Below are 25,117 nucleotides of genomic sequence, written 5' to 3'. Positions count from 1 at the left end.
GTGCCTCCTTATGGACAATAGAGATTCTTTAACGTGGCGATAATCGTATTAACCGCCTCATTTTTAATGAAATAGTGAATGCGCTGGGCATCGCGTTGACTATCAATCAGCCCTTCTTCCCGCATCCGAGCCAGATGTTGCGACGTCGCGGAGGGGCTTAGCCCGGTAATGCGCGCCAGTTCGCCTGCGCTGGTTTTTGGCGAACCGCAAAGCATACATAAAATCAGTAATCTTTTTGGGTGGCTCATCGCTTTGAGCAGGGCCGCCGCCTGTTCTGCGCTGGCCTGAAGTTGTTCAAGCTCTGTCATAGTTATTTAAGTATTTTCTAAATTTAGTTAATTCTAAAATAAATATCAACCTGATGCCAGCGTAAAAAGCGTAAAGGAGGGTAAAAGCGCGGCGCGCGACTGGCAGGCTCAGGTAAACTGACTATGCTTAGAGATAAAATCTCTTTTTAAACAATGACTAATTTTGCTTGTATGGAGTGTATATGGGTTTCTGGAGAATTGTATTTACGATTATTTTGCCTCCGCTCGGCGTACTTTTAGGAAAAGGGTTCGGTTGGGCATTTATCCTTAATATCCTGCTGACATTACTCGGATATATTCCGGGGCTTATCCACGCATTTTGGGTTCAGATGCGTCATTAATTACCGGCCACCGGCGGCGCATAAGCGCCGCTTATCAGGATAACCTCATTCCCTCTGCTACACTTTTCTTTGTGTGTATTTTTGACAAGCGAGGTGAATATGGGACTTTTCAATTTTGTAAAAGATGCAGGTGAAAAACTCTGGGACGCGGTAACCGCTAACCATGATAAGGACGATCAGGCGAAAAAAGTCCAGGAACATTTAAATAAAACGGGAATACCCGACGCTGACAAAGTGAATGTGCAAATTGCGGATGGAAAAGCGACAGTGACGGGGGATGGGCTGAGTCAGGAGGCAAAAGAAAAAATTCTGGTTGCCGTGGGGAATATCGCCGGGATTAGCAGCGTTGACGATCAGGTTAAAACCACGACGCCAGCGGCTGAAAGTCAGTTTTATACCGTAAAATCGGGCGACACCCTGAGCGCTATTTCAAAGCAAGTGTATGGTAACGCCAATCTGTATAATAAAATTTTCGAGGCAAATAAACCGATGCTGAAAAGCCCGGAAAAAATATATCCGGGACAAGTGTTGCGTATTCCTGAAGAATAATGGCTATCAGGTCGCGCCAGGCTACATTTTCCCTGCCATCGCCTGGCGAATAATGGGAATCGGCGTCAGCAAATGCTGACGCATTAATTCGCTGGCGCGTGCCGCCTCGCGCGCCAGTATCGCTTCGGTTAGCGTGTGATGCTGGATATGTTTATCTTCCAGCATCTCGACGGACAGAACGGTTTCACGTAACCAAATAAAGCGGTAGCGGGCCGCCAGGTCAAATAAGCGTTCGCGCATCTGTAGCAGATAGTGGGAGCCGCACCCGGCGACAATGGCGGAATGGAACGCCTGGTGGCGCTGATCCCATTCATCGAGCATATGTTCACTGGCATCGCTGGCTTCCAGTTTACTGAGCATATGCGCTCGCGCCAGGATCTCCGCCTCCCACGCATCATCGCCGCGTTCAATCGCCAGGCGCACCAGCATCGCTTCCATATTGGCGCGCGCGTCAAAAATATCGAGGAGTTCCGCCTCTGACATGGATGCCACGCGATAGCCTTTTTGATTCACCACGGTGACCAGCCGTTCCGCCACCAGTTGTGACAGCGCCTCGCGCAGCGGCCCTACGCCGAGCGCATAGCGGGCGGTTAATAAACTCATCCGCAGTTTCTCATCCGGCTGATAAGTGCCGCGAATAATGTCATTTTTAAGCCAGCGATAGCCATCTATGGCCGTCGGTTGGGAAAGGGCGGTCATCTTTTACTCCTGAGAAGCTTCCCGGCTGACGCCGGGAATAACTAACGTAGGTTTTGCAGGGGGGCTTTTTGCCACCTTATCAGTTTTTTCCAGCGAGACATAATGGGGACAGTACCTATTATGCCCAGCCCTAACAGCCCCGTCGAAATGACTTCCAGTTGCTGTGCCGGTCGAAATAGCATCACCACCAGAACAAAGCAGATAAAGCCGATAACCAGCCAGGTGAGCCACGGATAAAGCCACATTTTCAACTTAATTTCTCCGCCCTGTGCCAGCAGAATTTTACGCATCCGCAATTGCGAAATCGCAATCACCAGATAGACCAGCAGCGCGATGGCGCCGGAACTGTCGATAAGAAATTTAAACACTTTTGCCGGGGCGTAATAATTGACGATAACGGTTAAAAACGCCGCGCCGGTAGAGAGGAGAACCGCCACCCAGGGCGTTTTGCTACGGTTAGTTTTTCCCATTATCGCAGGCGCATCGCCGCGGCGGCTAAGGGAATAGAGCATCCGGGACGCGGTATATAATGCGGAGTTCAGACAACTGGTCACCGACAACAAAATCACGCAGTCCATAATGAATTTTGCGTGCGGAATATGAAGCAGCTCCAGTACCGAACGGTACGAACCTACGCTTTTCAGACCCGGCATATTCCACGGGATCAGCGCCACCACCACAAAAATGGAACACAGGTAAAAGATGGAAATTCGCCAGATAACAGAATTGGTGGCGCGTACGATATGTTTATCCGGCGTATCGGATTCCGCGGCAGCAATAGTGACGATTTCCGCGCCCATAAAAGAGAACATGGTGATCAACATGGCGCTTAACACCGCGCCGAAGCCGTTAGGCATAAAACCGCCGTGATCCCAGAGCCGGGAGATACCGCTTACCTCGGCATACGGATAAAAACCGCTAATCGCCGTCGCGCCCAGCGCGATAAACGCCAGGATAGCAATCACTTTACATAGCGCCAGCCAGAATTCGAACTCGCCGTAATTTTTGACGCTCAATAAATTGCTTCCGGTTAAGGCAAGCGTAATCACTAATGAAAATAGCCATACCGGAATACCCGGTATCCATGAATTCAGAATAATGGCGGCAATATTGGCCTCCAGCGGAATAACCAGCACCCAAAACCACCAGTATAACCAGCCGATGGTATACCCGGCCCAGGGGCCGATCGCTTTATCCGCATAGGTGGAAAAAGATCCGGTATCCGGTGTGGCGACGGCCATTTCAGCCAGCATTCGCATAATCATGACGACTAAAAGTCCTGCGAACAGATAGGCCAGCAGTACCGCAGGGCCGGCCTCCGCAATCGCCACGCTGGAACCGACAAACAGGCTGGCGCCGATGACGCCGGCGATCGATAACATGGTGACGTGGCGTGATTTCAGCCCGCCCCCTAATGCATGTGATTCTGACAATTGCCCCATCCTAAAACCTCTTTATTGTTATTGCGCTCGTTTACCGGATGGCGCCTGGCTTATTCGGCCTACAATCGAAACGGTTTTTGTAGGCCGGATAAGACAGTTACGTCGCCACCCGACGCTGCTTATTGGACATTACGCTTGTTTCGCCTCATCAAAGCACTGGGCGATAATCTCCAGGCCTTGCCGAATCTGCAAGGCCTCAATAGTGAGTGGAACGAGGATGCGCAAGATGTTGTAGTAAGGACCGCAGGAGAGCAGAATTAACCCTTTCTCGCGGGCGCGGGCCACAATGTCGGCGGTCAGAGTCGCGTTCGGTTTGCCGGGGTCGCCATTTTCGAACAACTCAATGGCGATCATGGCGCCCAGTCCGCGCACGTCGCCAATCTCACGGTGCGTTTCCGCTATCTCCATCAGGCCATCGCGCAGCGTGTTGCCAAGCGTATTTGCCTTTTGCAGTAGATTTTCCTGCTCGAAAATGTCCAGTACCGCCAGCGCGGCGGCGCAGGCAATCGGGTTTCCGGCATAGGTGCCGCCCAGACCGCCCGGCGCGATAGCGTCCATCACGTCTGCCCGGCCGGTAACGCCTGCCAGCGGAAAGCCGCCGGCGATCGATTTCGCAAACGTGGTAATATCTGCCGCAACGCCCATCTGTTCCATGGCGAACAGCGTACCGGTCCGGCCCGCGCCGCTTTGCACTTCGTCGGCAATCAACATAATGCCGTGTTGGTCGCATAGCGCGCGCAGTCGCTGCATAAACGCGGGAGAGGCGGCGTAAAATCCGCCTTCGCCCTGTACCGGCTCAATAATAATGGCGGCGATATCTTCCGGCGCGGCATCATTTTTAAAGATGCGTTCAATGCTGGCGATCGCGTCGTCGTCGCTGATGTTGTGTAGCGGGCAAGGATAAAGCGCGCGGTAGACATGGCCTGGCATCAATCCCATACCAGCAGAGTACGGGTGTACTTTCCCGGTCAGAGAGAGCGTGTAGTGGGTACGACCGTGGTAAGCGCCGCTAAACGCGATAGCGCCGCTGCGTTTTGTCGCCGCGCGGGCGATTTTCACCGCGTTTTCAACCGCTTCTGAACCGGTCGTGACCAGCAACGTTTTTTTGGCGAAATCGCCCGGTACCTTCTGGTTCATGCGTTCGCACAACGCCAGGTACGGTTCATAGGCCAGCACCTGAAAACAGGTATGCGACAATTTCTTCAACTGCGCTTCGACCGCTGAAACAATGCCCGGATGTAAATGACCGGTGTTCAGGACGGCAATGCCGCCCGCGAAATCGAGATACTCACGGCCTTCGACATCCCAGACCCGACAATTTTCCGCCCGCTCGGCGAAAATTGGGTGAATCTGGCCCACGCCGCGAGGAACGGCGTTATGACGGCGCTGCATTAAAGCGTTATTGGTATTCATTAGCGACTCTCCTGTTAAAGGCCGATGCACATATATTTGATTTCTAAATAATCTTCGATGCCGTATTTGGAACCTTCACGGCCTAATCCGGAGGCCTTAATGCCGCCGAAAGGCGCGACTTCGTTGGAGATAATGCCGGTATTAATACCGACGATGCCGTATTCCAGCGCTTCGCCGACGCGGAAAACGCGGCTTAAATCGCGTGCATAAAAATAGGCTGCCAGGCCGAACTCGGTATCGTTAGCCTGCCTGATGACATCCGCCTCGTCGCTGAAGCGGAACAGAGGCGCGAGCGGCCCGAATGTCTCTTCTTTGGCGACTTTCGCGTTATCAGGAACATCCGCCAGAATGGTCGGTTGAAAGAAGTTGCCGCCCAATTTGTGCGCTTCACCACCCGTAATGACGCGGGCGCCTTTTTCCAGCGCATCGGCGATATGCTCCTGGACTTTCGCCACGGCTTTTTCATCAATCAGCGGTCCGATAGCAACGTCGGCTTGCAGACCGTCGCCGACCGCGAGCTTATTTACCGCCTGGTTGAGTTTTTCCGCAAAACGATCGTAAACGCCGTCCTGAACATACAATCTATTGGCGCAGACACAGGTCTGCCCGGCGTTGCGAAACTTCGAAGCCAGCGCACCCTCAACGGCTTTATCCAGATCGGCATCGTCAAAGACGATAAACGGCGCATTGCCGCCCAACTCCAGCGATACTTTTTTAATGTCTTTGGCGCATTGTTCCATTAGCTGGCGGCCAATCTCCGTCGAGCCGGTAAACGACAGTTTGCGTACCAGCGGGTTGCTGGTCAGCTCGCCGCCGATATCGCCAGCCGAACCGGTAACGACGTTAAATACGCCTGCGGGAATTCCGGCGCGCCGGGCCAGTTCCGCCAGCGCCAGCGCGGAAAACGGCGTCTGGCTGGCGGGTTTGAGTACCATCGTGCAGCCTGCGGCCAGCGCGGGGCCGGCTTTACGGGTGATCATTGCTGAGGGAAAGTTCCACGGGGTAATCGCGGCGGTGACGCCGATGGGCTGTTTAATCACCAGCAGCCGTTTATCGGCCTGATGACCTGGAATCGTGTCGCCATAGATACGCTTCCCCTCTTCGGCGAACCATTCAATAAACGAGGCGGCGTAGCTAATTTCGCCTTTCGCTTCCGCCAGCGGTTTACCCTGTTCCAGCGTCATCAGACGCGCCAAATCGTCCTGATGTTCCATCATCAGATTGAACCAGCGACGCAGGATATTGGCTCGCTCTTTGGCGGTGAGCGCGCGCCAGGCGGGCAGGGCGCGATTGGCGGCGTCGATGGCGTCGCGCGTCTCTTCCGCCCCCATTTTTGGCACATTGCCGAGCGGTTTCCCGTTGGCGGGGTTGCTAACGGGGATGACATCGCCGCCGCGCGCGTCGCGCCAGTCACCATCGATAAAGGCCTGCTGACGGAACAGGGTAGAGTCGTTAAGTTGCATAATTGCTTCCTGTCTGAAGGGTTAACGGGTAAATGCGGCGTGTAGTGCGTCCACGCTGCGTGCCGCACGCAGCGCACGTCCGGGGTTGCTCTGGCTTTCGCGTAGCGCCTGAACTTTGCTGACGATATGCGCGCCGATAGGTATCGCGGATGTCGCCGCCGGGGAGGGGGCGTTACAGGTGTGAATGGAACGCGGCGTCGTGACAAACAGAAAATCATCAATCAGTTTGCCGTCCGGTGAAACCGCCTGCGCCCGCACGCCTGCCGGCCAGGGCTGGAGATCGTTGACGGTCAGGCTGGGGCAATACTTTTGTACTCGCCGCAAATAGCCGCTTTTGCACAGCGAGTTTTTCATCTCGCCCAGTCCGGAAAGCAGATGGTTTTGCAGTACGCGGCGAATGCCGGCGGAGCGGAAAATCTCCAGGGTGTCGGTGAAGGAAACGTCGCGCTTACGGTAGCCTTCGCGTTTAAGCGCCAGCACCGCATTCGGCCCGACCGTAACGCTGCCGTCGATCATGCGGGTAAGATGGACGCCGAGAAACGGCATTGCCGGATCGGGGATCGGGTAGATCAAATGGTTAACGATCCGGTTGTGTCGCGGGGCCAGACGAAAGTACTCGCCGCGGAAAGGGCAGATAATAAAACCGGGCTCCACGCCCAGCATTTTGACCAGCCGATCCGCCATCAGTCCTGCACAGCCGATAAGCGTAGCGGTTTCGATTTCCCGACCTTGCGAGGTGCGAATGATAACGCCAGCGGCATGTTCTGTTAGCGCGCTGACCTCGGCATGGTAGATGAGCTCGCCGCCTTTGGCCTGAAAGCGGTTCGCCATGGCCGTCGCGACATCGCGATAGCTGACAATCCCGCTGGAAGGGACAAAAATTCCGCCCAGGCCAATGATATTGGGTTCGCGTTCACGCAGCTCCGCCGCGCTTAACCACTCGCGCTCTAAGCCGTTGGCCGCCGTCCGCTCCCAGAGCGCGCGCATCCGCGCCATTTCCAGCTCCGAGGTGGCGACCAACATTTTGCCGCAGGTGTCGTAGCAGATGTTGTTTTGATCGCAAAAGGTTTTGGTCGCCTGATTGCCCGCCAGACAAAACCGCGCTTTGAGGCTGCCGGGCGTGTAGTACACCCCGGCATGGATCACGCCGCTGTTATGCCCGGTCTGGTGGCAGGCTGGCGCGGACTCTTTTTCCAGCAATGCGATGCGCGCATCCGGGTAGACATCAATAAGTTGCATGGCGGTCGACATGCCGATAATGCCGCCGCCGATAATCACAAAATCATACATCCGCGTAATTCCTTCGCCGTGGCGCTTATTGGTGAGTTTGATAATGGCTGGCGGCGTAGGCGAAGTAACCTCGCTGGCGCATCAGTTCGCGACGCAAGTCAGGATGCGGCGTAAAACGATCGCGTCCATGTAGCCAGAACAGATTGTTAATCAACAGGAATTTGCCGACCGGTACCGGTACGGAGAGGATGTTTTGACTGGTTTCCAGCGCGTCTGAAAGCTCGCTGAGCCAGACGCCTTCTTCAAAGTCTTTTGGCTGGACGAACTGGTCGATATAACGCATGACCGGGCGGCCTTGTTGGTCGACATCAAACACCGGGTGCCAGACGTCATGGCTAACATTCTTGCTTGGCGGCGCCGCCCAGCGCATGACGCGACGCGCCAGCGGATGGGTAAAAAACGACTCCAGATGTTCCCAGTCATCAAGGTGCAGCAGCAGCGAGTTACCGCCTTCCATATTTTGTTCGTCGATTTTCATCATCAGCACGTAGTCGGTCACCTCCTCAACATAGGTACCGTCATTGTGCAGTTCCATTACGCGGTGGGGCTGGCGCAGATAACTGTCGGAGTTGTCGACGTTTTTGACCACGAAACGCGCGTAATACTGGCCGCTCATCGCATCGTAGTTGGAGCGACCAATAAGATGCGCCACCGCCGTCGCCAGTTTGACCATCTCTTCTGCCTGTGCGACATCATCGATCCCTTCGGCGCTGATCAACAGCGCGCCTTGTGCACGGTTGAGGAGCGTTTTGATCAACAGCGGTTGTAGCTGATTGCCGCACAGATCGTCGAGGATCTTGCCGATTTTGAAACGTAAGAAAGATTTGTATTCCAGCGCCTGCACCGGCCATTGCGCAACCTGATGGAGAAATTGTCTTGTGGTATCCGCCGTAAACGTTAACGCCAGCAGGCGCGGCGACTGCGCCGAAGGGGCAAGGGTGAAACCAGTATGGCGTTGGGCTAAATCATCTGTGTTCGCTTTTACGGCAGTCAGTGCATTCATCAGAATCATTCCTCTCGGTAAGATGGTCAGGGAGACATGGCGATGCTCATTTCGTAGCCATAAATTAAAAATATCGACATTTTCCAGGAACGCGTATGAAACAACCGCTTTTGTTTAATTATTGTGATCAAAAACAACAAATATTTAACAATGCAAAGGGTGAGGTTAACGGCGCCACGAGCCTGACAACGGCAAGAAGGGGTGTAAAATGAGAGCGTTATGGGGAAAGTGATGCTGGCGGGGTTGCCCGGCCTGACACATGAGCGCGTAGGCCGGACAAGTACAACGTATTTCAGCAGTCAATTAACCGGCGTCAACCTGCGGTTTACGGCTGTGTTTACGGAGCAGACGTAACACTGGCGGTACGACAATGACCATGATCGCCATGATCAGCAGGGCTTTGGCAACGCCGCTTTGCCACAAAATCGCCATATTGCCGTTACTGATGGAGAGTGCGCGACGCAGGTTTTGCTCCAGCATTTCCCCCAGTACGAACCCCAGGATCAGCGGTGACATGGGGAAGTGCATTTTACGTAAAATGTACCCTAACACGCCGAGCGCGACCATCAGCACCAGATCGAAGGTGGTGCTGTGTACCGCATACACCCCTACCGCCGATACGGCAGCGATGGCGGGTACCAGGAACCACAGCGGAATGGTGAGCATACGGGTGAACAGACCGATCAACGGGATATTCATGATCAGCAGCATCACGTTCGCAATCAGCAGCGCAGCGATGAGTCCCCAGACGATATCCGGCTGTTCGGTGAACATCGCCGGGCCTGGCGTGATGTTGTACAGCGTCAGCGCCCCCATCATCACTGCCGTAGTACCGGAACCGGGAACGCCCAGCGTCAGCATCGGGATGAAGGAGCCGCAGGCAGAGGCGTTGTTTGCCGCCTCCGGCGCCGCGACGCCGCGAATATCCCCTTTGCCGAAGCTATCGCTGTTGCCGCTGAGTTTTTTCTCGGTCATATAGGTAATGGCGCTGGCAATGGTCGCCCCGGCGCCGGGCAATACGCCGACAAAAAAGCCGATTACCGAAGAACGCAGGGTGGTGCCGATACACTGCGCGCCTTCTTTCAGGTTGAATAACATTCGACCCGTTTTGCGGACCATTGTTTGCCCGCTGCTGGTATGTTCCAGCATTAAAAGTATTTCTGATACCGAGAACAGGCCGATCACCACGACGATAAACTGTACGCCGTCGGAAAGATGAACGCTGTCAAAGGTAAAGCGATAAACCCCGGTGTTGGCGTCCACGCCGACGGTCGCAAGGCCAAGACCGATCAGCGCTGCCAGAAATGATTTAAGCGGATTTTGCGCCATCATGCTGCCAAGACAGGCGATGGCAAAAACCATTAAGGCGAAATATTCCGCCGGCCCAAAGGCCAGCGACCATTGCGCCAGTAAAGGGGCGAATAGAATGATGCCGCCGATAGCGATTAATGAACCGAAAAATGAGCTGACTGCGGAAATCGACAGCGCTACGCCGCCTTTCCCTTGCTGCGCCATCGGGTAACCGTCCAGCGCCGTCATGATCGCCGCCGCATCGCCGGGGACATTGAGCAATATGGAGGAGATCCTGCCGCCATACTCACACCCAATGTACACCGTCGCCAGCAGAATTAGCGCCGACTCCGCAGGCAGATGCAACGCAAAGGCCAGCGGCAGTAAGATTGCCACGCCGTTGATCGGTCCCAGGCCCGGCAGCAGACCGACAATCGTGCCCACGAAGCAGCCAATCAACGCGATAACCAGGTTTTCCGGCGTCATCGCCACCGCAAAGCCCTGAGAAAGATATATCCAGGTATCCATCGTTGCTCCGTTAACTCAGCCAGGCGCCGAGAGGTAAGGTGACATCAAGCAGCCGGTCAAAGGCATACCACAGCAGAATGCCCAATACCGCGCCGGAGATACCCGCCGCCGGAATCGTGGCGCCGAACAGCATCCCGATAACCATGGTGAGAAGCGCGGTGGCGATGGGAAAACCCAGCCATTCGAATCCCCAGGCATACATCAACAGGATGATGATCATGGTAATTAGCTTTTGCAGAACATGGCGGCGCGGCCAGCTCACCGTGTCGGGATGGCGTAATAACAGCGCCAGCGCGCAGAGCGCCATCAGGCCGATAATCCCCAGCGGAAAAGGGCGGGGGCCGACGGGTTCATAGCTGTATTCGCTTTGGATCTGCCAGGCGATGAATAGCCCGGCGATACAGAGCAACAGCCAGATACCCGCAAAGATACGATCGCTCATCATTGCCTCCGCGATTATTTCGCGAGTCCGAAGGCTTTCGCCTGTTCACGGTAATCAGTAACCTGTTTTTTCACGTAGTCATCGAGCTGCTGGCCGGTCATGTCGAACTCAAACAGGCCGCGCAGATCGCGCTGTTTTTTAAACTCGTCGGTTTGCTGGAGCTTCTTGAAGGTATCCACCCACCACTGGTAATCGGCATCGCTGACTTTGGGCCCGACGTAGAAGCCGCGAATAATCGGCCACACCAGGTCGTAGCCCTGTTCTTTAGCGGTAGGGACATTGGCAAGCTGGCCCGGCAGACGATTTTCTGAAAAGACGGCCAGCACGCGGATTTTGTCGCCGCCCAGATAAGGCACCATTTCACTGAGATCGCCGGAGACAACCTGAACATGGTTGCCCATTAATGCCGTCACCGGCTCGCCGCCGCCCTCAAAGGCAACGTAGCGCATCTTGTGCGGGTCGACGTTCGCCTTTTGCGCCAGCAACGCCGACTTCATCCAGTCCTGGCTGCCAATAGAGGCGCCAGCGCCAATGACCACGCTGTTGGGATCTTTTTCCATCGCCGTCATCAGATCTTTCAGCGTCTTCCACGGGGAATCCGCACGCACGGCGATCATGCCGTAATCAGTGCCCACGCTTGCCAGCCAGCGCACATCATCCACGCCGTAGCGACCAAATTTCCCCTGCGACAGGTTGAGCAGCGAACCGCCGGAAAAGGCGACCACTGTCCCGGGTTCGCCAGGGCGTTGGGCGACTATCGCGTTATAAGCCACAGCGCCGACGCCGCCGGGCATATACGTTACCCGCATGGGTTTCTCGATAGCGCCAGTCTCCAGCAAACTCACCTGAATCAGCTTACAGGTGAGGTCGAAACCGCCGCCAGGTTTGGCTGGCGCGATACATTCCGTTCGCGACGGCGCCTCCTGCGCCAGAACAGAGGTACTCATTAATAAAATGCTTGCAGTAAGGGTACGAAGTAATTGTTTTTTCATTTTTTATCCTCACGCCGGACGTCCGGATTTTTCAGGTTCGGAAGAAGATTTTTGTGATTATGTGAGCCGACATGTAGCAGTTCGGTTGCGTGATTGTTAAAACAATAACCTTTCAATTCCCTTTCAATGCGGCAGAAACTTTACAGGATGTGATATGCGTCTCTTATTGGCGGAAGATAACCGTGAGCTGGCTCACTGGCTGGAGAAAGCGCTGGTGCAAAACGGCTTTGCCGTGGACTGCGTATTTGACGGCCTGGCGGCTGACCATCTTCTGCACAGTGAAATGTACGCGCTGGCGGTGCTGGATATCAATATGCCGGGAATGGATGGACTGGAGGTGGTGCAACGGCTGCGTAAACGCGGTCAGACCTTGCCCGTTTTGCTGCTCACGGCGCGAAGCGCGGTGGCGGATCGCGTAAAAGGTCTCAACGTCGGCGCGGATGACTATCTGCCGAAACCCTTTGAACTGGAAGAGCTGGATGCCCGTTTACGGGCCTTGCTGCGACGCAGCGCTGGGCAGGTTCATGAAGTTCAGCAACTGGGGGAATTGATCTTTCATGATGAAGGGTATTTTCTGTTACAGGGGCAGCCGTTAGCGCTGACGCCGCGTGAGCAGGCGCTCTTAACCGTATTGATGTACCGACGAACGCGGCCGGTCTCGCGTCAGCAGCTTTTTGAACAGGTGTTCAGCCTGAACGATGAGGTAAGCCCTGAAAGCATCGAACTTTATATTCATCGACTGCGTAAAAAACTCCAGGGAAGCGATGTACGAATTACGACGCTGCGCGGCCTGGGTTATGTGCTGGAGTGCGGCGATGAAGTGGGTTAAGCCGCAATCGTTGTACCTGCAACTCTTACTGTTCCTGGGGTTGCCGCTGATTCTGCTATGGGGGCTGTCGGCGTTTAACAGTTATGTCAATGCGCTACAGGCCGCCACTCAGGCTTATGATCGTACATTGCTCTCCTCGGCGCGAACGGTATCGGAACGGCTGGTGGTGCGCAATAACCATCTGGAAGTTAACGTGCCCTGGGTGGTGCTGGATAGCTTCGAGCTTAATATGAATGATCGACTCTATTACAAAGTCGTCGACCCTTCCGGAAAGGTCATTTCCGGTTATGACGATCTGCCTGCCATGCCGCCCGCTACGCCCCGTACCCGGCTTTATCCGGCGCTGGCGTGGTTCTATCATACCGAGTATCGCGGCGAGGCGATCCGCGTGGCGCGTTTGCTACAGCCGGTCAACGAAGGCGGCATTATCGGCATGGCGGAGATTTATGTCGCAGAGACGCTGCAGTCCCGTCGTTATCTGGCGGGCCAACTGCTGTTCTCTTCCTGGATCTCACAGGGTCTGCTGGTGCTGCTAACCCTGGTGCTGGTTGGCTGGTTATTACGCCGGATCCTGCGCCCTATGCGTCAACTTTCGTCATTAATGGTACGCCGCGAACCGGGTCTGTTAACGCCGCTGCCGGAACTGCTGCCGTGGTCGGAAACACGCTTGTTAATCGTGGCGTTTAATCGCTACATTGACAGGCTCCGCGGCATCCTTTCCCGGCAGGAACGCTTTAGTGCCGATGCTTCTCACCAGTTAAAAACGCCGCTGGCGGTGTTAAAAACGCAGGCGGCGGTGGCGTTAGCCAGCCAGCACCCTCATCACTGGTACGAAAGTCTGCAGGCGATGAGCGTAACGCTGGATAGTACCATTCAGCTCACGGAAAGATTGTTGCAACTTTCTGCGGTAAAGCATAAAGAGCAGGGCGAGCGGCGCTTTTCACCGGTGAATCTGTACGATATCGTACAGAGCGGCTGCTTTACCCGCCTGGCGCAGGCGCGGAGTAAACATATCGACCTGGGCTACGAAGGCGAACAGGAAGCGATGTGGATCGAGGGGGATGAGGTACTGCTTAGCGAGCTATGCGGAAACTTGCTGGATAATGCGCTGAAATACACGCCTGAGCAAGGCATCGTCACCGCGCGGCTTGAACGGGATGGCGATGCCGTGACGCTGGTTGTCGAAGATAGCGGCCCCGGCATTGATGATGAACACATCCATCTGGCGCTACAGCCGTTCCACCGGCTCGATAACGTAGGAAATGTGGCCGGGGCGGGCATTGGTCTGGCTTTGGTCAATGATATCGCACGCCTGCACCGTACTCATCCCCATTTTTCCCGTAGCGAAGCGTTGGGAGGGTTATACGTTCGGATACGCTTTTTAAGCCTTGTCCCGCAGTAATGCGCACAAATGTGTCAGCGGTAAAGCACGTTTACAAAAAGTCGCATCTTGAGGTGTGACGTTTTAATCAAATGATCATACATTCCCCCTACAAACCGTAGCGTTAATTAAAAATATAGTGGGTGCAGGGGCATGAATAATCATACTAAACGACGGGGAATAGCATTAACCGTTTTTCTTGTCGGTGTTAACATCCTGGCCTGGATTTGGGCGTTCTGTGTTTTTCATCACCATGCCGTCATGCTAAGCGCAGCCATACTGGCGTATAGCTTTGGGCTGCGTCATGCGGTTGATGCCGATCATATCGCAGCCATCGATACCGTCACCCGTAAACTGATGCAGCAGGGTAAAACGCCTTTAGGCGTGGGGGCGTTTTTTTCATTGGGTCATTCGACCATTGTCGTTCTGGCATGTCTGGCGATTGTTGTGACGTCGATGGCATTTCGCGATCGTATTGATGTTTTGCATCAATATGGTTCGTTGATTGGTACGGCTGTTTCCGCTTTTTTTCTGCTGGCGATGGCCCTGCTTAACCTGTTTATTTTGTTCAACGTCTGGCGGCAATTTCGCTCGGTTACCCGCGGCGAGTCAGTGAGGGCGCATGACGAGGCCATACCTGGCGGGCTGATGACGCGTATATTTCAGCGTACGTTTCGTTTGGTCACTTCCAGTTGGCATATGTATTTTGTCGGTTTTCTGTTTGGTCTGGGATTTGATACCGCAACCGAGGTTGGGTTGCTGGGCATTTCCGCTTCAGCAGCTAACCAGGGGCTATCTCTCTGGTCAATGATGATTTTTCCTGTGCTGTTTACCGCCGGGATGGCGCTGGTAGATTCCCTGGATAACTTTGTCATGGTCGGCGCTTACGGTTGGGCTTTCTCGCATCCATTACGTAAGCTTTATTATAATATGACCATTACCGCCGCATCCGTCATTGTCGCGCTGGCGATTGGCGGACTTGAGGCGCTGGGGTTGATTGATGATGCGTTACAGTTAAGCGGAACATTTTGGCAGACCGTCAGCACGCTTAACGATCATATGGGGAATGTGGGCTTCTGGGTAGTGGGTGCTTTTGTGCTATTCTGGCTGCTCTCGTTGTTGAATTATCGCTGGCGCGGCTATGATAAAATCACCCTCAATACCTGATTGATTTCTTTAAAAATAGCATTTCGGCAGTGGTGTCATATCATTGCCGAAGCATTTTATCTCCTGAGAGTATATTCTTCCCGGTAAGTGCGTTATTTTTCATGCTTGCCTTTCGTTATCAATTTAAGCAATCCGATATAACATACAATACCAAAAATAATAATAACAGTTGTATACCCAAGAATCAGCCAGTCTGCATGTGTCATAATATAATCCAGTTATCAGGTATCACGTGTTAAGGCGATCTTTAAGCCTGTTGTCAGCAAGAACCACTGTACCCGTTCAGTGCTGTTGGCAATAACGTATTGTTTATGCACAAGAGCGTTGTTACAAATAACGTATACATTGAGCATAGACCCCACCCGCATTTTTGTAATGCCATAAAGCAAGGCTACTCCTTTAATCTACTGACGGTATGCCAGGCCAGAAGAGATAAAAGGGTAGTTGTCATCATCATCTGTTCCTGACGCCAGGTTAATGACACACACATATGAAAATGTATAACCGCTGCACGCTTTTTAGCACGTTATCTGTAACATACCGTGTTAATCAATTCCATAAAACCGAGTATAGTGTAAGTGAATTTCGAGTAATTGTCATTATGATTATATGGTGGTTAACTTATTTTTTAAATTCTGATTAAATTTTCGTTTTTTATCAGTTCATCAGGATTTATGAAAAATCTGGACGTAAAAAACATATTTACGTCCAGGCTTTCTTTTTAGCAAATCGATTTTCCGGTAAAATAGGGGGTCGACCACATGCGCTTATATTCCCATTCAGGCTTTAGTATGCCGATGGAAAAAAGCAATTTTTTTTGTCTTTCCTGGCAGTAATGTCTGGCACGGCTAATATTTAGCCACATTAGTATGCTGCCGGGACTGAGTGGCCTGCACTCATTTTTAATTGCACCATTAGATACGTCAAAGTAGACGTTCATCTGGCTTTCAGATTTCAGTACGATATCAAATGCACAGGGTATCCCTTCAATATAAAGAATATGCCCAAACAGAAGGTGATGCAGTTGACTAAAAAAGTTGGTAAGGTTATCAGCGGGATAGCAGGATGAAGTATTGCCGAAACGAGACCGAAATAACTCGATAAAAATATGAGTCAGTTCATCAGAAGAACAATCAGCAACGCTTTTTACACTTCCGCCTTTTTTAAGAAACCGCTGATATTCATTACGGCGTGTTTTTTCAAACTTAGAAGAGAACGTTTCTTTGACCAGACAATTTTGTTTCTTTCTGGCGAGTTTCCATATGGCATTGCGTATTTGTGGCTGATGCAACGCCGAAAGTCGGTTAGTACGATCGGGCAAGAAGCAGCGTAAATCTGGCGCCATCGGAATAAGTATCTCATCTGACGATAGCGGGAAGGTTCTGCGCGTCAGGATGCCAATATTCTGATCATTACAGATAAAGTAGGCGCCTTTAATCTTATCATCTTCTTTATAGTGGAAGAATTTAAAATGCCAGTTATGGCGCTTCATAAAATAATCAACAATATCTGGGTGCATATTGATACTACCGCCGTATTGCGTAAACACCTCCCGGTATAGGGTAAAGGAAGACGGCTGCCAGCGGGTTAATATACGCTTAACTTCTTGTATTTTCACCAAAACTCCTGACTTAGCTTACTGAAAATGCTATTTTGTATTATTTTTTTGCTTAACCAAATAAAAATGTGACAAATGTTTAGCTTGTATTTAATGGTTAACATGCTAATCGATGACGTTATGGTGAAGGGAATAAGATTAAGATGTTGATCATAACATGAGTGAAAGCGACGGTTTAATACCGCGCTTTTCACTCGCAAGCCATTCTGTATTTAACCATCCAGTAGCGATACAGATTTCAAAGAGATCCGCTGAACGGTAGCAGGATCTGCACATCCGCGTATGAAATAGTTCTACCGGGAGAGGCTGTTAACCTCTTGTATTATTGTATCCAGAATATGATAGCGTTTCCGATACTCTGCGCGTTTTTTGCTGGGGATACTTTCAGGCGCTTTACGCATCACCTGTGATGGCAGATGATATAAGGCACCTTTCTTAACGCCGTTTAGCGACTCCCAGAATTCACTATAGCTGGCCACAAAAGTTTTTTTCTTCTGGAATAAGTACCGGAGTTGACGATAAACATGGTTGTTTTCACTGACCGCATAAATCTCGTCGACATTACAGGCCTGCATCAATGTCGCAAATGCTTCATACAGCATCCGTTTAGGAAAGAGACCGTAACAATCTTTGGTGGCGTTACGTATGACTTGTGGGCCGATATGTTTACTGGGCCCTTGTAACCCGGCAACCAGCGCTATTTGCTTCCCTTCATGGCGGATAAAGGAAAATGATAAACGTGCCAACGGCGTATCATTGAAGCACAGCGTTAATGTCAGTTCACCTTCTCTGTCATAGCCACAGGGACCGCAGTAGATATCTACCAGAGCACCGTTTTTTCCTTCCAGGTGAGCGAGTAAGATTTGTTCCTCGGACAGGAGGATCTTTTTAATTTTACTTTCCGGAAAGGACTGAACGAACTGGTAGTGTTCCAGAATAGCTCTTGCCCGGCAACGTATGCTAAGTCCGGTATACAAATAGGGCCGCTGGATTTTTGCCGGCAACAGTGGACGATGAATGATCAGCGTTCTGGGCTGAGACAGATGGCATAATTCATTGAAGTATTTAATTGTCGTTATGGGGTTAATAAGGCAACGTAATACAAATTTATAGCGAAACTTACGCTCTCCCCAGCGTTTATGGCGATAAGGCGTCTGCGCCATGACTTCTTTTAACATTAATAATGGATTATATCTTTCCATATCACTTTGCTGCATCGTCATACTCGGCTCAACTACTCGATGGACTTATAACCGAGACGGTAGCCTGATTGAGTTAAACGTAAAGGCAACGAAGAAGGCCTGTACAGACGATGTTGTTAAACAGTTTATCAATGGCGGTAATAAAACGCCTGAACACGCTTTTTAATAGGTTTTCTGCTAATGAGTGGGATGAGTCCTGAACGTAGTATTAAAACGAATGCCGTGTTTATTATTTTAAATAATGTTATATACTCTAAATAATTTGAGTTGCAGGAAGGCGACAAGCGAGCGAATCCCCAGGAGCTTACTAAAGTAAGTGACTGGGGTGAGGGAACGCAGTCGCAGCACATGCAACTTGAAGTATGACGAGTATAAGCCAATATATTTATTTGGCTGCTATTGTGTAAGCCAGACAGCAACGCGTCGTGATACGTTATTATGTAACCAGACGTAAAGGGGGTATTCACCTTATCTCTAAATGCAAATCTATATGATAAATTTTATCATGCACTGTGTTGCTGTCTCTGGGAGAAAATATATGGAGCGTTCACTCGATAGTCTGGCTGGTATGGCTAAATCTGCTTTTGGCGCGGGGACTTCTGCTGCTATGCGGCAAGCTACCTCGCCCAAAACCATTCTGGAATATATCATTAACTTTTTTACCTGTGGTGGGATACGTCGGAGAAATGAAACACAATATCAGGAATTGATAGAGACTATGGCTGAGACATTGAAAAGTACAATGCCTGACAGAGGTGCTCCGTTGCCAGAAAACATCATCCTGGATGATATGGATGGGTGTCGTGTCGAATTTAATCTTCCTGGTGAGAATAACGAAGCTGGACAAGTTATTGTACGAGTCAGTAAAGGCGACCATTCTGAGACAAGAGAAATTCCGCTTGCCTCTTTTGAAAAAATATGCCGAGCTTTACTATTCAGATGCGAATTTTCTCTCCCTCAGGATTCTGTAATATTAACTGCCCAGGGAGGCATGAATCTTAAAGGCGCTGTCCTTACCGGAGCAAATCTGACGTCAGAAAATTTATGTGACGCAGACTTAAGCGGCGCAAATTTAGAGGGGGCAGTGCTGTTTATGGCGGATTGTGAAGGTGCAAATTTTAAGGGCGCAAATCTATCGGGAACATCACTAGGCGACAGTAATTTCAAGAACGCCTGTCTGGAAGATAGCATTATGTGTGGCGCTACCCTCGATCACGCTAATCTTACTGGCGCCAATTTACAACACGCGAGTCTGTTAGGCTGTAGCATGATAGAATGTAATTGCTCCGGTGCAAATATGGATCACGCTAATGTTTCAGGCGCAACCCTTATACGTGCCGATATGAGCGGTGCGACATTACAGGGTGCTACTATAATGGCTGCTGATATGGAAGGCGCTATCTTAACCCGGGCAAACCTGCAAAAGGCGAGTTTCATTTCTACGAACCTGGGCGAGGCTGATTTGTCCGAAGCTAATTTAAAAAATACCAGTTTTAAAGATTGTACACTAACCGATTTGCGTACTGAAGACGCCACAATGTCTACGAGTACACAAACACTCTTTAACGTATTTTATAGTGAAAATATTTAGCCCTATTTGACGTAAATCTGAAATAAAAGCAATGTAAGAATAACAATCTGCTACTGAATAGTAGCTGGGAGTAAATTATTTACAGTATCTTTTATTATTACAGGAGTATGCGACGGTAAAAATATCTGAATAACTATTTCTATTTTCTCAAGTAGAACTTCCAACTAAAGTGAATTGTTTGAAAAGGAAAACGTTATGCCTGGATGTATAAGTGCCTGTTCGTGCGTTGCCAGCCCGACGCCTCCCGATCCTAAGGGCCCCCCCGCGCCTAAATGGATAGAGTTAAAAGGTTATTGTGTTACATGTACTAGTCAGGAGGATATTCGTCCACCTAAAGGGGGTGAATCAAAGCAAAAAATGACACCCAGCGAGTTAGTGCTGTTACGAGGTCTTTTAAAAGATCTGGGGGTAACACAACATCCCTGGCAAGACCCGACAGTAAAATCCACTAACTGTGGGTTGCCATTTTTCCCGGTAGATCCTGGGGAACGAGAAACCGATGTTTGATGGTTTTCAGTCTGCAAAGCGCCTGATAAATATTACCAGGCGCTTTGTATTTTGGCGCCAACATCACTTTCATCGTCATATATCGAATGACTACAATCGTATCCGATCCCACCATTACCCAGACGGAAAGTCGCTGGCAAACTGTAAGAATGGTTCGCCGTCGGCAGGGAAGCGGCGGTGAACCCTGAACCGTGCTATACCATCTTACCTGGGTGTTTCTTGTGATTAACGATCTGAAAAATAGTTTTATTTTATCTATTTCTGTTTTGTAAAACCTCCGTTCAGTAGGCGCATTATGCCCCCCTTCCCGGATTTACTGGCAAAGCGGAGCCCGGACAGAGAGTCATATTGCAAAATCCCGTTTCCGTTTTTTTATTACCAGATTTTTGTGGTCGAAAGATTGCCTTTTCCTTAATTGAATGATAATTATTATCATTAGCATATGATAATAATTACTATATAGACGTAACCTGGCAAGGATGTGAGCTTGAGGGCAACAGCGCTACTTTAGACATTATTTAGGGAATGGGTATGAGAGTTAAGAAGTTCATCTGGTTAATAACCGTGGTTTCTACAGGGGTTAATAGTCCATTATCAGCAGCAGAATCTACTGACGACAACGGCGAAACGATGGTGGTTGAATCCACCGCCGAGCAAGTATTAAAGCAACAGCCGGGCGTTTCGATTATTACTCGTGACGATATTCAAAAGAATCCTCCCGTTAACGATCTTGCCGATATTATTCGTAAGATGCCTGGGGTTAATCTTACCGGCAATAGCGCCTCGGGGACGCGCGGAAATAACCGACAAATTGATATTCGTGGTATGGGGCCGGAAAATACCTTAGTGCTGATTGACGGCGTGCCGGTGACGTCGCGAAATTCGGTTCGCTATAGCTGGCGCGGAGAACGCGACACCCGTGGCGATACGAACTGGGTACCGCCGGAGATGGTAGAACGTATTGAAGTGATCCGTGGGCCCGCCGCCGCGCGCTATGGCTCCGGTGCCGCTGGCGGGGTGGTGAATATCATCACCAAACGTCCGACTAACGACTGGCACGGCTCGCTGTCGCTCTATACCAACCAGCCGGAAAGCAGCAAAGAAGGTGACACCAGGCGGGGTAACTTTAGCCTTAGCGGCCCGTTGGCTGGTGATACGTTGACGATGCGCCTGTACGGTAATCTCAACAGAACCGATGCCGACAGCTGGGATATTAACTCCTCCGCCGGTACCAAAAATGCCGCCGGACGGGAGGGGGTCACCAATAAAGATATTAATAGCGTCTTCTCATGGAAAATGACCCCGCAGCAAATCCTTGATTTTGAAGCGGGATACAGTCGGCAGGGGAATATCTATGCCGGCGATACGCAAAACAGTACTTCGAACGCGGTTACTAAAAGTCTCGCGCAGTCCGGGCGGGAGACCAATCGCCTGTACCGGCAGAATTACGGTCTAACTCATAACGGCATCTGGGACTGGGGGCAAAGCCGCCTGGGGTTCTACTATGAAAAAACCGATAACACCCGCATGAATGAGGGGCTCTCCGGCGGCGGCGAGGGGCGTATTACCAACGACCAGACGTTTACCACTAACCGCCTGACCTCGTATCGCACCAGCGGCGAGGTGAATGTCCCGGTGATATGGCTATTTGAGCAAACGCTCACCGTCGGCGCGGAATGGAACCGCGATGAGCTGAACGATCCTTCCTCTACCAGTCTGACGGTTAAGGATAGCAATATCGCCGGGATTCCCGGTTCGGCGGCTAACCGTAGCAGCAAAAATAAATCGGAAATCAGTGCGCTGTACGTTGAAGATAATATCGAACCCATGGCCGGTACCAATATTATTCCGGGTCTGCGTTTTGACTATTTGAGCGAATCCGGGAGTAATTTTAGTCCCAGTCTTAACCTTTCCCAGGAGTTAGGTGAATACGTCAAGGTGAAAGCCGGTATTGCCCGGGCCTTTAAGGCACCGAACTTGTATCAAACCAGTGAGGGGTATTTACTCTATTCGAAAGGCAACGGTTGTCCAAAAGATATTACGTCAGGCGGCTGTTACCTGGTCGGTAATAAGAACCTCGATCCTGAAATTAGCATCAATAAAGAGATTGGGCTGGAATTTACCGTAGACGATTATCACGCAAGCGTCACGTATTTCCGTAACGATTATCAGAATAAGATTGTCGCAGGTGATCAGATTATTGGCAGAAGCGCATCTGGCGCTTATGTATTGCAGTGGCAGAACGGCGGTAAAGCGCTGATTGAAGGTATTGAAGCCAGCATGGCTGTTCCGCTGATGCCGGACCGTCTGAACTGGAATACCAATGCGACTTATATGATCACTTCTGAGCAAAAAGATACCGGTAATCCTTTATCGATAATCCCGAAATATACGGTGAATACCTTCCTCGACTGGACTGTCACCAGCGCGCTCTCCGCTAACGTCAACTGGACGTTATACGGCAAGCAAAAACCGCGAACACATGCGGAGTCGCGTAGTGAAGAGACCAAAGGATTGTCCGGGAAAGCGCTGGGGGCTTACTCACTGGTTGGTGCCAACGTTAACTACGATATCAACAAGAACCTGCGTCTTAATGTCGGTATCAGCAATATCTTCGATAAACAGATCTATCGCTCCGCCGAAGGGGCAAATACCTATAACGAACCGGGTCGGGCTTATTATGCCGGTGTGACGGCCTCGTTTTGATGGATTATGCCCGCCGCTGGCGGGCATATTCTGGCGGCGGGTTAATGGCAGCGTGGTTTTTGGCTTGCCGGTTCGCGACTGATATCCAGCAATGCACTGCGAAAAGAGGCGTTAAACATGGGCCCGTGGCCCAGGCCCGGGTAATGCTGCAGGGCCGCGTTAACGCCGTTGTTCTCAAGCGTTCTCACGGTCTCCTGAACTTTTTGCAGGAGCTCGGCCATCTGGCGTTGCCTGCTATCCCCATTCGACGCTGAACCTTCCATTATGATGAGTTTTTTATGGCAGAACAGCGACGGCTTCACTGTCGTAAGGCGATTCAACAGGACAAAGTTATCCCTGCTGAGTGACGGGCTGGCGCTGTAATAGATATGAAAGAAGGATGACGACAGCCAGGAGTCTAAAACGAACAGGCCGCCATAAGAATGTCCCCATACCCCGCGCCGTTCGGAGTTGATGGTTATTCCTTGTTCCACCTGCGGCGCGATATGTCTCTCCAGTAGCTGGCGGAACGCTGGCCCGCCGCCGGTTTTACGATGAAAACGCGGGTTATTTTCACTGTCATCGCGATCGATTCCCGGCGCCGGCGTATAGTCATAAGCTCTGCCGTTAAGATCAAACGGCAGGTTAGTCTGATAGCCAATCGCCACAATCACCGGCGGCGAGTGGTCTGCCAGCTGTTTGAGCAGCGTCTCCGGCAGTCTGTCCATCACTGCGTTGCCGTCCAGCATATATAAGACAGGATAACCCGACGGCGGGGCGGCTTTATTGGGAATAGCGGTCCATACCCGGTAATGTCTTGCGCCATCGGCAGATTGAAAGTCATTGACCCTAAAATGGTAATATCCCGAACCTTTATCAGCAATATTCGGTCCTAATGGCTGCATATCCGGCTGCGCATAACTCAGCGCGCTAAAACAAAAACTCACTAAAAATAGCGCCATGCGATAGCACTTGTTGTGGTACTGGCGACCATACATCGGATGTGATTCCTTTTTGGCAGGTGAAGTTTTATCGGGGCAGTAGACGTAATCCGTCAATCAGCGCGCCGCGCCACCAGGCATAATCGTGACCGCCGGTGTACACGCTGCAATGGCTTTCAACGCCGGCGGCGCGCAATTTTTCATGCAACTGTTTGACCTGCGGGACCGTCGAACCTTCCAGCGATCCCACGCACAGATGCGTACGTACGGCTGGCGAGGGCGCGGATAACACATGTTCGCTGACCCATGAGCGCTCTTCTGCGCTGAAATGGTTCGGGCGGTTGCGGTTGTCCGGCGTCCACCACATTGAGGGGGAGTGGCTCAGTACCAGGCCAAAGCTCTCTGGCGCGTGGCGGGCCGCCATCAGCGCGGTCACGCCGCCGAGGCTTTGCCCAGCCAGCACCGTTTGTGTACGGTCCGCCCACTGTCGTTCCGGGTATTTGGCGCGAAGGGTTGGCAGCAGGCGTTCGGCAATGTCGAGCACCAGCTCGCGGCGACCACCGAGGATTGCGACGCGTTCACCCGCGTTGATGTTATCAACGCCGAGTACGGCCACCGGCGCGATGCGTCCGCTGCGGATGGCGGCGTCAATGGCGGCGCTTACCCCAAGATGGTCGAACCAGATCTCGCCATCCGTGAGTACCAGTAAGCCCAGCGGTTGTACGACAGGAGCGTCAGGAAGATACAGCCGCACACGGCGACGTTGTCCGGCAAGCCGATGTTCTGAGGTGAAAAGCTGCCCGGCGTAAGCGCGACAGCCTGACCACTCCTCCTGTGCCGGGGCATGATCCAACGCCAGAACAGACTCCTGCGTATTACCCCGAACATTTATTCCCGGCGTGCTGTTCAGCGGGTCCGCCCTCCCGACAAGGGAGGCGAAACGGCTTCCAAGCTGCAACACCGTCTCGTCCGGGGTTTTCGGTGGTATTTCGACCATCGTATAGGAACCGCAGTAGGACGCCGGTAAGCGAAGCGTCAGATGCCAGATATCCGTTGTGGGCAGTTGCGTCATCATACCTTTCGCCACGTTATCTTTATCGGTGACACGGTTCAGGCGAACATAAACCCCCCGCAGAGGAGAGGCGGCACGCCACAGGAAGGTGACTTCCCGTTCATCGTCTGCGCCGTTAATGGCTGTCACCAGCGGCAGCGCGAGCGAGTTTACTTCTCGCCAGAAGTGAGAAGCGTCAACCTGTCTTCCGGCGGCGAGTTGGCGGCGAAGGCGCGTAGCGGTCTGTATAGCGACAGGAGCGACGGGCGGGCTCAGTCTCATTCTTTGTATTCCATCTCGTTTATATTTCGGTCAGTATCAATAGCTAAAGCGGCTGTTACAGGAACAGCCGCTTGCGGGCTTTCTTTTGCGTAAATCGTGGCGA

The 25,117-nt window shown here is 51.7% G+C and carries 22 protein-coding genes; 8 read left to right on the top strand and 14 right to left on the bottom strand.

Translation table 11 applies throughout. The annotated features are described in order from the left end of the window. Window positions 1–8: 8 nt before the first annotated feature. Window positions 9–308, bottom strand: a complete 300-nt coding sequence (locus tag ACLJRS_RS07945) for an ArsR/SmtB family transcription factor (protein WP_000137432.1) — start codon at window positions 306–308, stop codon at window positions 9–11. Between the two features lie 182 nt (window positions 309–490). On the opposite strand from ACLJRS_RS07945, the gene ACLJRS_RS07940 reads away from it, so the two are divergent. Beyond that, complete coding sequence (locus tag ACLJRS_RS07940; protein ID WP_000508175.1) at window positions 491–649, top strand: YqaE/Pmp3 family membrane protein; 159 nt, start codon at window positions 491–493, stop codon at window positions 647–649. 99 nt (window positions 650–748) lie between these two features. Continuing rightward, window positions 749–1,198, top strand: coding sequence for a peptidoglycan-binding protein LysM (gene lysM / locus ACLJRS_RS07935; RefSeq protein WP_000522406.1), 450 nt, complete (start codon window positions 749–751; stop codon window positions 1,196–1,198). Between the two features lie 21 nt (window positions 1,199–1,219). On the opposite strand, the gene csiR is transcribed toward lysM, so the two are convergent. The 9 genes from csiR to ACLJRS_RS07890 form a co-directional block, all read right to left on the bottom strand. Continuing rightward, the gene (gene csiR / locus ACLJRS_RS07930; protein ID WP_000126152.1) at window positions 1,220–1,897 is read right to left on the bottom strand and encodes a DNA-binding transcriptional regulator CsiR; all 678 of its coding nucleotides are present in this window, start codon (window positions 1,895–1,897) and stop codon (window positions 1,220–1,222) included. Between the two features lie 41 nt (window positions 1,898–1,938). Next, window positions 1,939–3,339 carry a GABA permease gene (gene gabP, locus ACLJRS_RS07925; RefSeq protein ID WP_000531282.1) on the bottom strand — a complete coding sequence of 467 codons (1,401 nt, stop codon included), beginning with the start codon at window positions 3,337–3,339 and terminating at the stop codon, window positions 1,939–1,941. Window positions 3,340–3,468: 129 nt separating this feature from the next. Continuing rightward, window positions 3,469–4,752 (bottom strand): 4-aminobutyrate--2-oxoglutarate transaminase, encoded by a 1,284-nt coding sequence (gabT, locus tag ACLJRS_RS07920; RefSeq protein WP_001095560.1) that lies wholly within the window; start codon window positions 4,750–4,752, stop codon window positions 3,469–3,471. Between the two features lie 14 nt (window positions 4,753–4,766). Then, complete coding sequence (gabD, locus tag ACLJRS_RS07915) at window positions 4,767–6,215, bottom strand: NADP-dependent succinate-semialdehyde dehydrogenase (RefSeq protein ID WP_001176523.1); 1,449 nt, start codon at window positions 6,213–6,215, stop codon at window positions 4,767–4,769. 21 nt (window positions 6,216–6,236) lie between these two features. Continuing rightward, complete coding sequence (gene lhgO, locus ACLJRS_RS07910; RefSeq protein ID WP_410957775.1) at window positions 6,237–7,505, bottom strand: L-2-hydroxyglutarate oxidase; 1,269 nt, start codon at window positions 7,503–7,505, stop codon at window positions 6,237–6,239. A 25-nt stretch (window positions 7,506–7,530) separates the two neighbouring features. Beyond that, entirely contained in the window at window positions 7,531–8,508 is a 978-nt protein-coding gene (glaH, locus tag ACLJRS_RS07905) for a glutarate dioxygenase GlaH (protein ID WP_000993100.1), read from the bottom strand. A gap of 303 nt (window positions 8,509–8,811) precedes the next feature. Then, on the bottom strand, window positions 8,812–10,326 hold the full coding sequence (locus ACLJRS_RS07900) for a tripartite tricarboxylate transporter permease (RefSeq protein ID WP_000382035.1): 1,515 nt from the start codon (window positions 10,324–10,326) through the stop codon (window positions 8,812–8,814). Window positions 10,327–10,336: 10 nt separating this feature from the next. Further along, complete coding sequence (locus ACLJRS_RS07895; protein WP_001574835.1) at window positions 10,337–10,771, bottom strand: tripartite tricarboxylate transporter TctB family protein; 435 nt, start codon at window positions 10,769–10,771, stop codon at window positions 10,337–10,339. An 11-nt stretch (window positions 10,772–10,782) separates the two neighbouring features. Beyond that, window positions 10,783–11,760 carry a Bug family tripartite tricarboxylate transporter substrate binding protein gene (locus ACLJRS_RS07890; protein ID WP_000744416.1) on the bottom strand — a complete coding sequence of 326 codons (978 nt, stop codon included), beginning with the start codon at window positions 11,758–11,760 and terminating at the stop codon, window positions 10,783–10,785. Window positions 11,761–11,914: 154 nt separating this feature from the next. Here ACLJRS_RS07890 and tctD point away from each other — a divergent pair, with 154 nt between their 5' ends. From tctD to ACLJRS_RS07875, 3 genes are all read left to right on the top strand, one after another. After that, on the top strand, window positions 11,915–12,589 hold the full coding sequence (gene tctD, locus ACLJRS_RS07885; RefSeq protein ID WP_001237933.1) for a transcriptional regulator TctD: 675 nt from the start codon (window positions 11,915–11,917) through the stop codon (window positions 12,587–12,589). Next, window positions 12,576–13,991 carry a sensor histidine kinase gene (locus ACLJRS_RS07880; protein ID WP_000872338.1) on the top strand — a complete coding sequence of 472 codons (1,416 nt, stop codon included), beginning with the start codon at window positions 12,576–12,578 and terminating at the stop codon, window positions 13,989–13,991. Before tctD ends, ACLJRS_RS07880 begins: the two co-directional genes overlap by 14 nt. A gap of 132 nt (window positions 13,992–14,123) precedes the next feature. Beyond that, a complete protein-coding gene (locus ACLJRS_RS07875; protein ID WP_001059351.1) occupies window positions 14,124–15,137 on the top strand; it encodes a HoxN/HupN/NixA family nickel/cobalt transporter in 1,014 nt (337 codons plus the stop codon). Between the two features lie 721 nt (window positions 15,138–15,858). Here ACLJRS_RS07875 and ACLJRS_RS07870 read toward each other — a convergent pair. Both ACLJRS_RS07870 and ACLJRS_RS07865 read right to left on the bottom strand, forming a co-directional pair. Then, on the bottom strand, window positions 15,859–16,755 hold the full coding sequence (locus ACLJRS_RS07870) for an antimicrobial resistance protein Mig-14 (protein WP_000701511.1): 897 nt from the start codon (window positions 16,753–16,755) through the stop codon (window positions 15,859–15,861). 293 nt (window positions 16,756–17,048) lie between these two features. Next, window positions 17,049–17,978 carry a VirK family antimicrobial peptide resistance protein gene (locus tag ACLJRS_RS07865; protein WP_000178737.1) on the bottom strand — a complete coding sequence of 310 codons (930 nt, stop codon included), beginning with the start codon at window positions 17,976–17,978 and terminating at the stop codon, window positions 17,049–17,051. 517 nt (window positions 17,979–18,495) lie between these two features. Here ACLJRS_RS07865 and pipB2 point away from each other — a divergent pair. The 3 genes from pipB2 to ACLJRS_RS07850 all read left to right on the top strand — a co-directional run bounded on the left by pipB2 (window position 18,496) and on the right by ACLJRS_RS07850 (window position 22,761). Next, the gene (gene pipB2 / locus ACLJRS_RS07860; protein ID WP_001670212.1) at window positions 18,496–19,548 is read left to right on the top strand and encodes an SPI-2 type III secretion system effector PipB2; all 1,053 of its coding nucleotides are present in this window, start codon (window positions 18,496–18,498) and stop codon (window positions 19,546–19,548) included. Between the two features lie 174 nt (window positions 19,549–19,722). Beyond that, window positions 19,723–20,055, top strand: coding sequence for a hypothetical protein (locus ACLJRS_RS07855; protein ID WP_077463764.1), 333 nt, complete (start codon window positions 19,723–19,725; stop codon window positions 20,053–20,055). Window positions 20,056–20,586: 531 nt separating this feature from the next. Further along, window positions 20,587–22,761, top strand: coding sequence for a TonB-dependent siderophore receptor (locus ACLJRS_RS07850; protein ID WP_001264107.1), 2,175 nt, complete (start codon window positions 20,587–20,589; stop codon window positions 22,759–22,761). Between the two features lie 41 nt (window positions 22,762–22,802). Here the strand turns inward: ACLJRS_RS07850 and ACLJRS_RS07845 are convergent, their stop codons facing one another. Beyond that, a complete protein-coding gene (locus ACLJRS_RS07845) occupies window positions 22,803–23,738 on the bottom strand; it encodes an alpha/beta hydrolase (RefSeq protein ID WP_000274363.1) in 936 nt (311 codons plus the stop codon). A gap of 31 nt (window positions 23,739–23,769) precedes the next feature. Next, window positions 23,770–25,014: an esterase family protein gene (locus tag ACLJRS_RS07840; RefSeq protein ID WP_001239924.1), complete on the bottom strand. Its 1,245-nt coding sequence runs from the start codon at window positions 25,012–25,014 to the stop codon at window positions 23,770–23,772. Between the last annotated feature and the right edge of the window lie 103 nt (window positions 25,015–25,117).

This window comes from Salmonella sp. SAL00670 (assembly GCF_046552235.1).
In the GTDB taxonomy this organism is placed as follows: domain Bacteria; phylum Pseudomonadota; class Gammaproteobacteria; order Enterobacterales; family Enterobacteriaceae; genus Salmonella; species Salmonella enterica.
The sequence above is the reverse complement of the archived record's forward strand: the minus strand, read 5'-3'. Positions and strand labels throughout refer to the sequence as shown.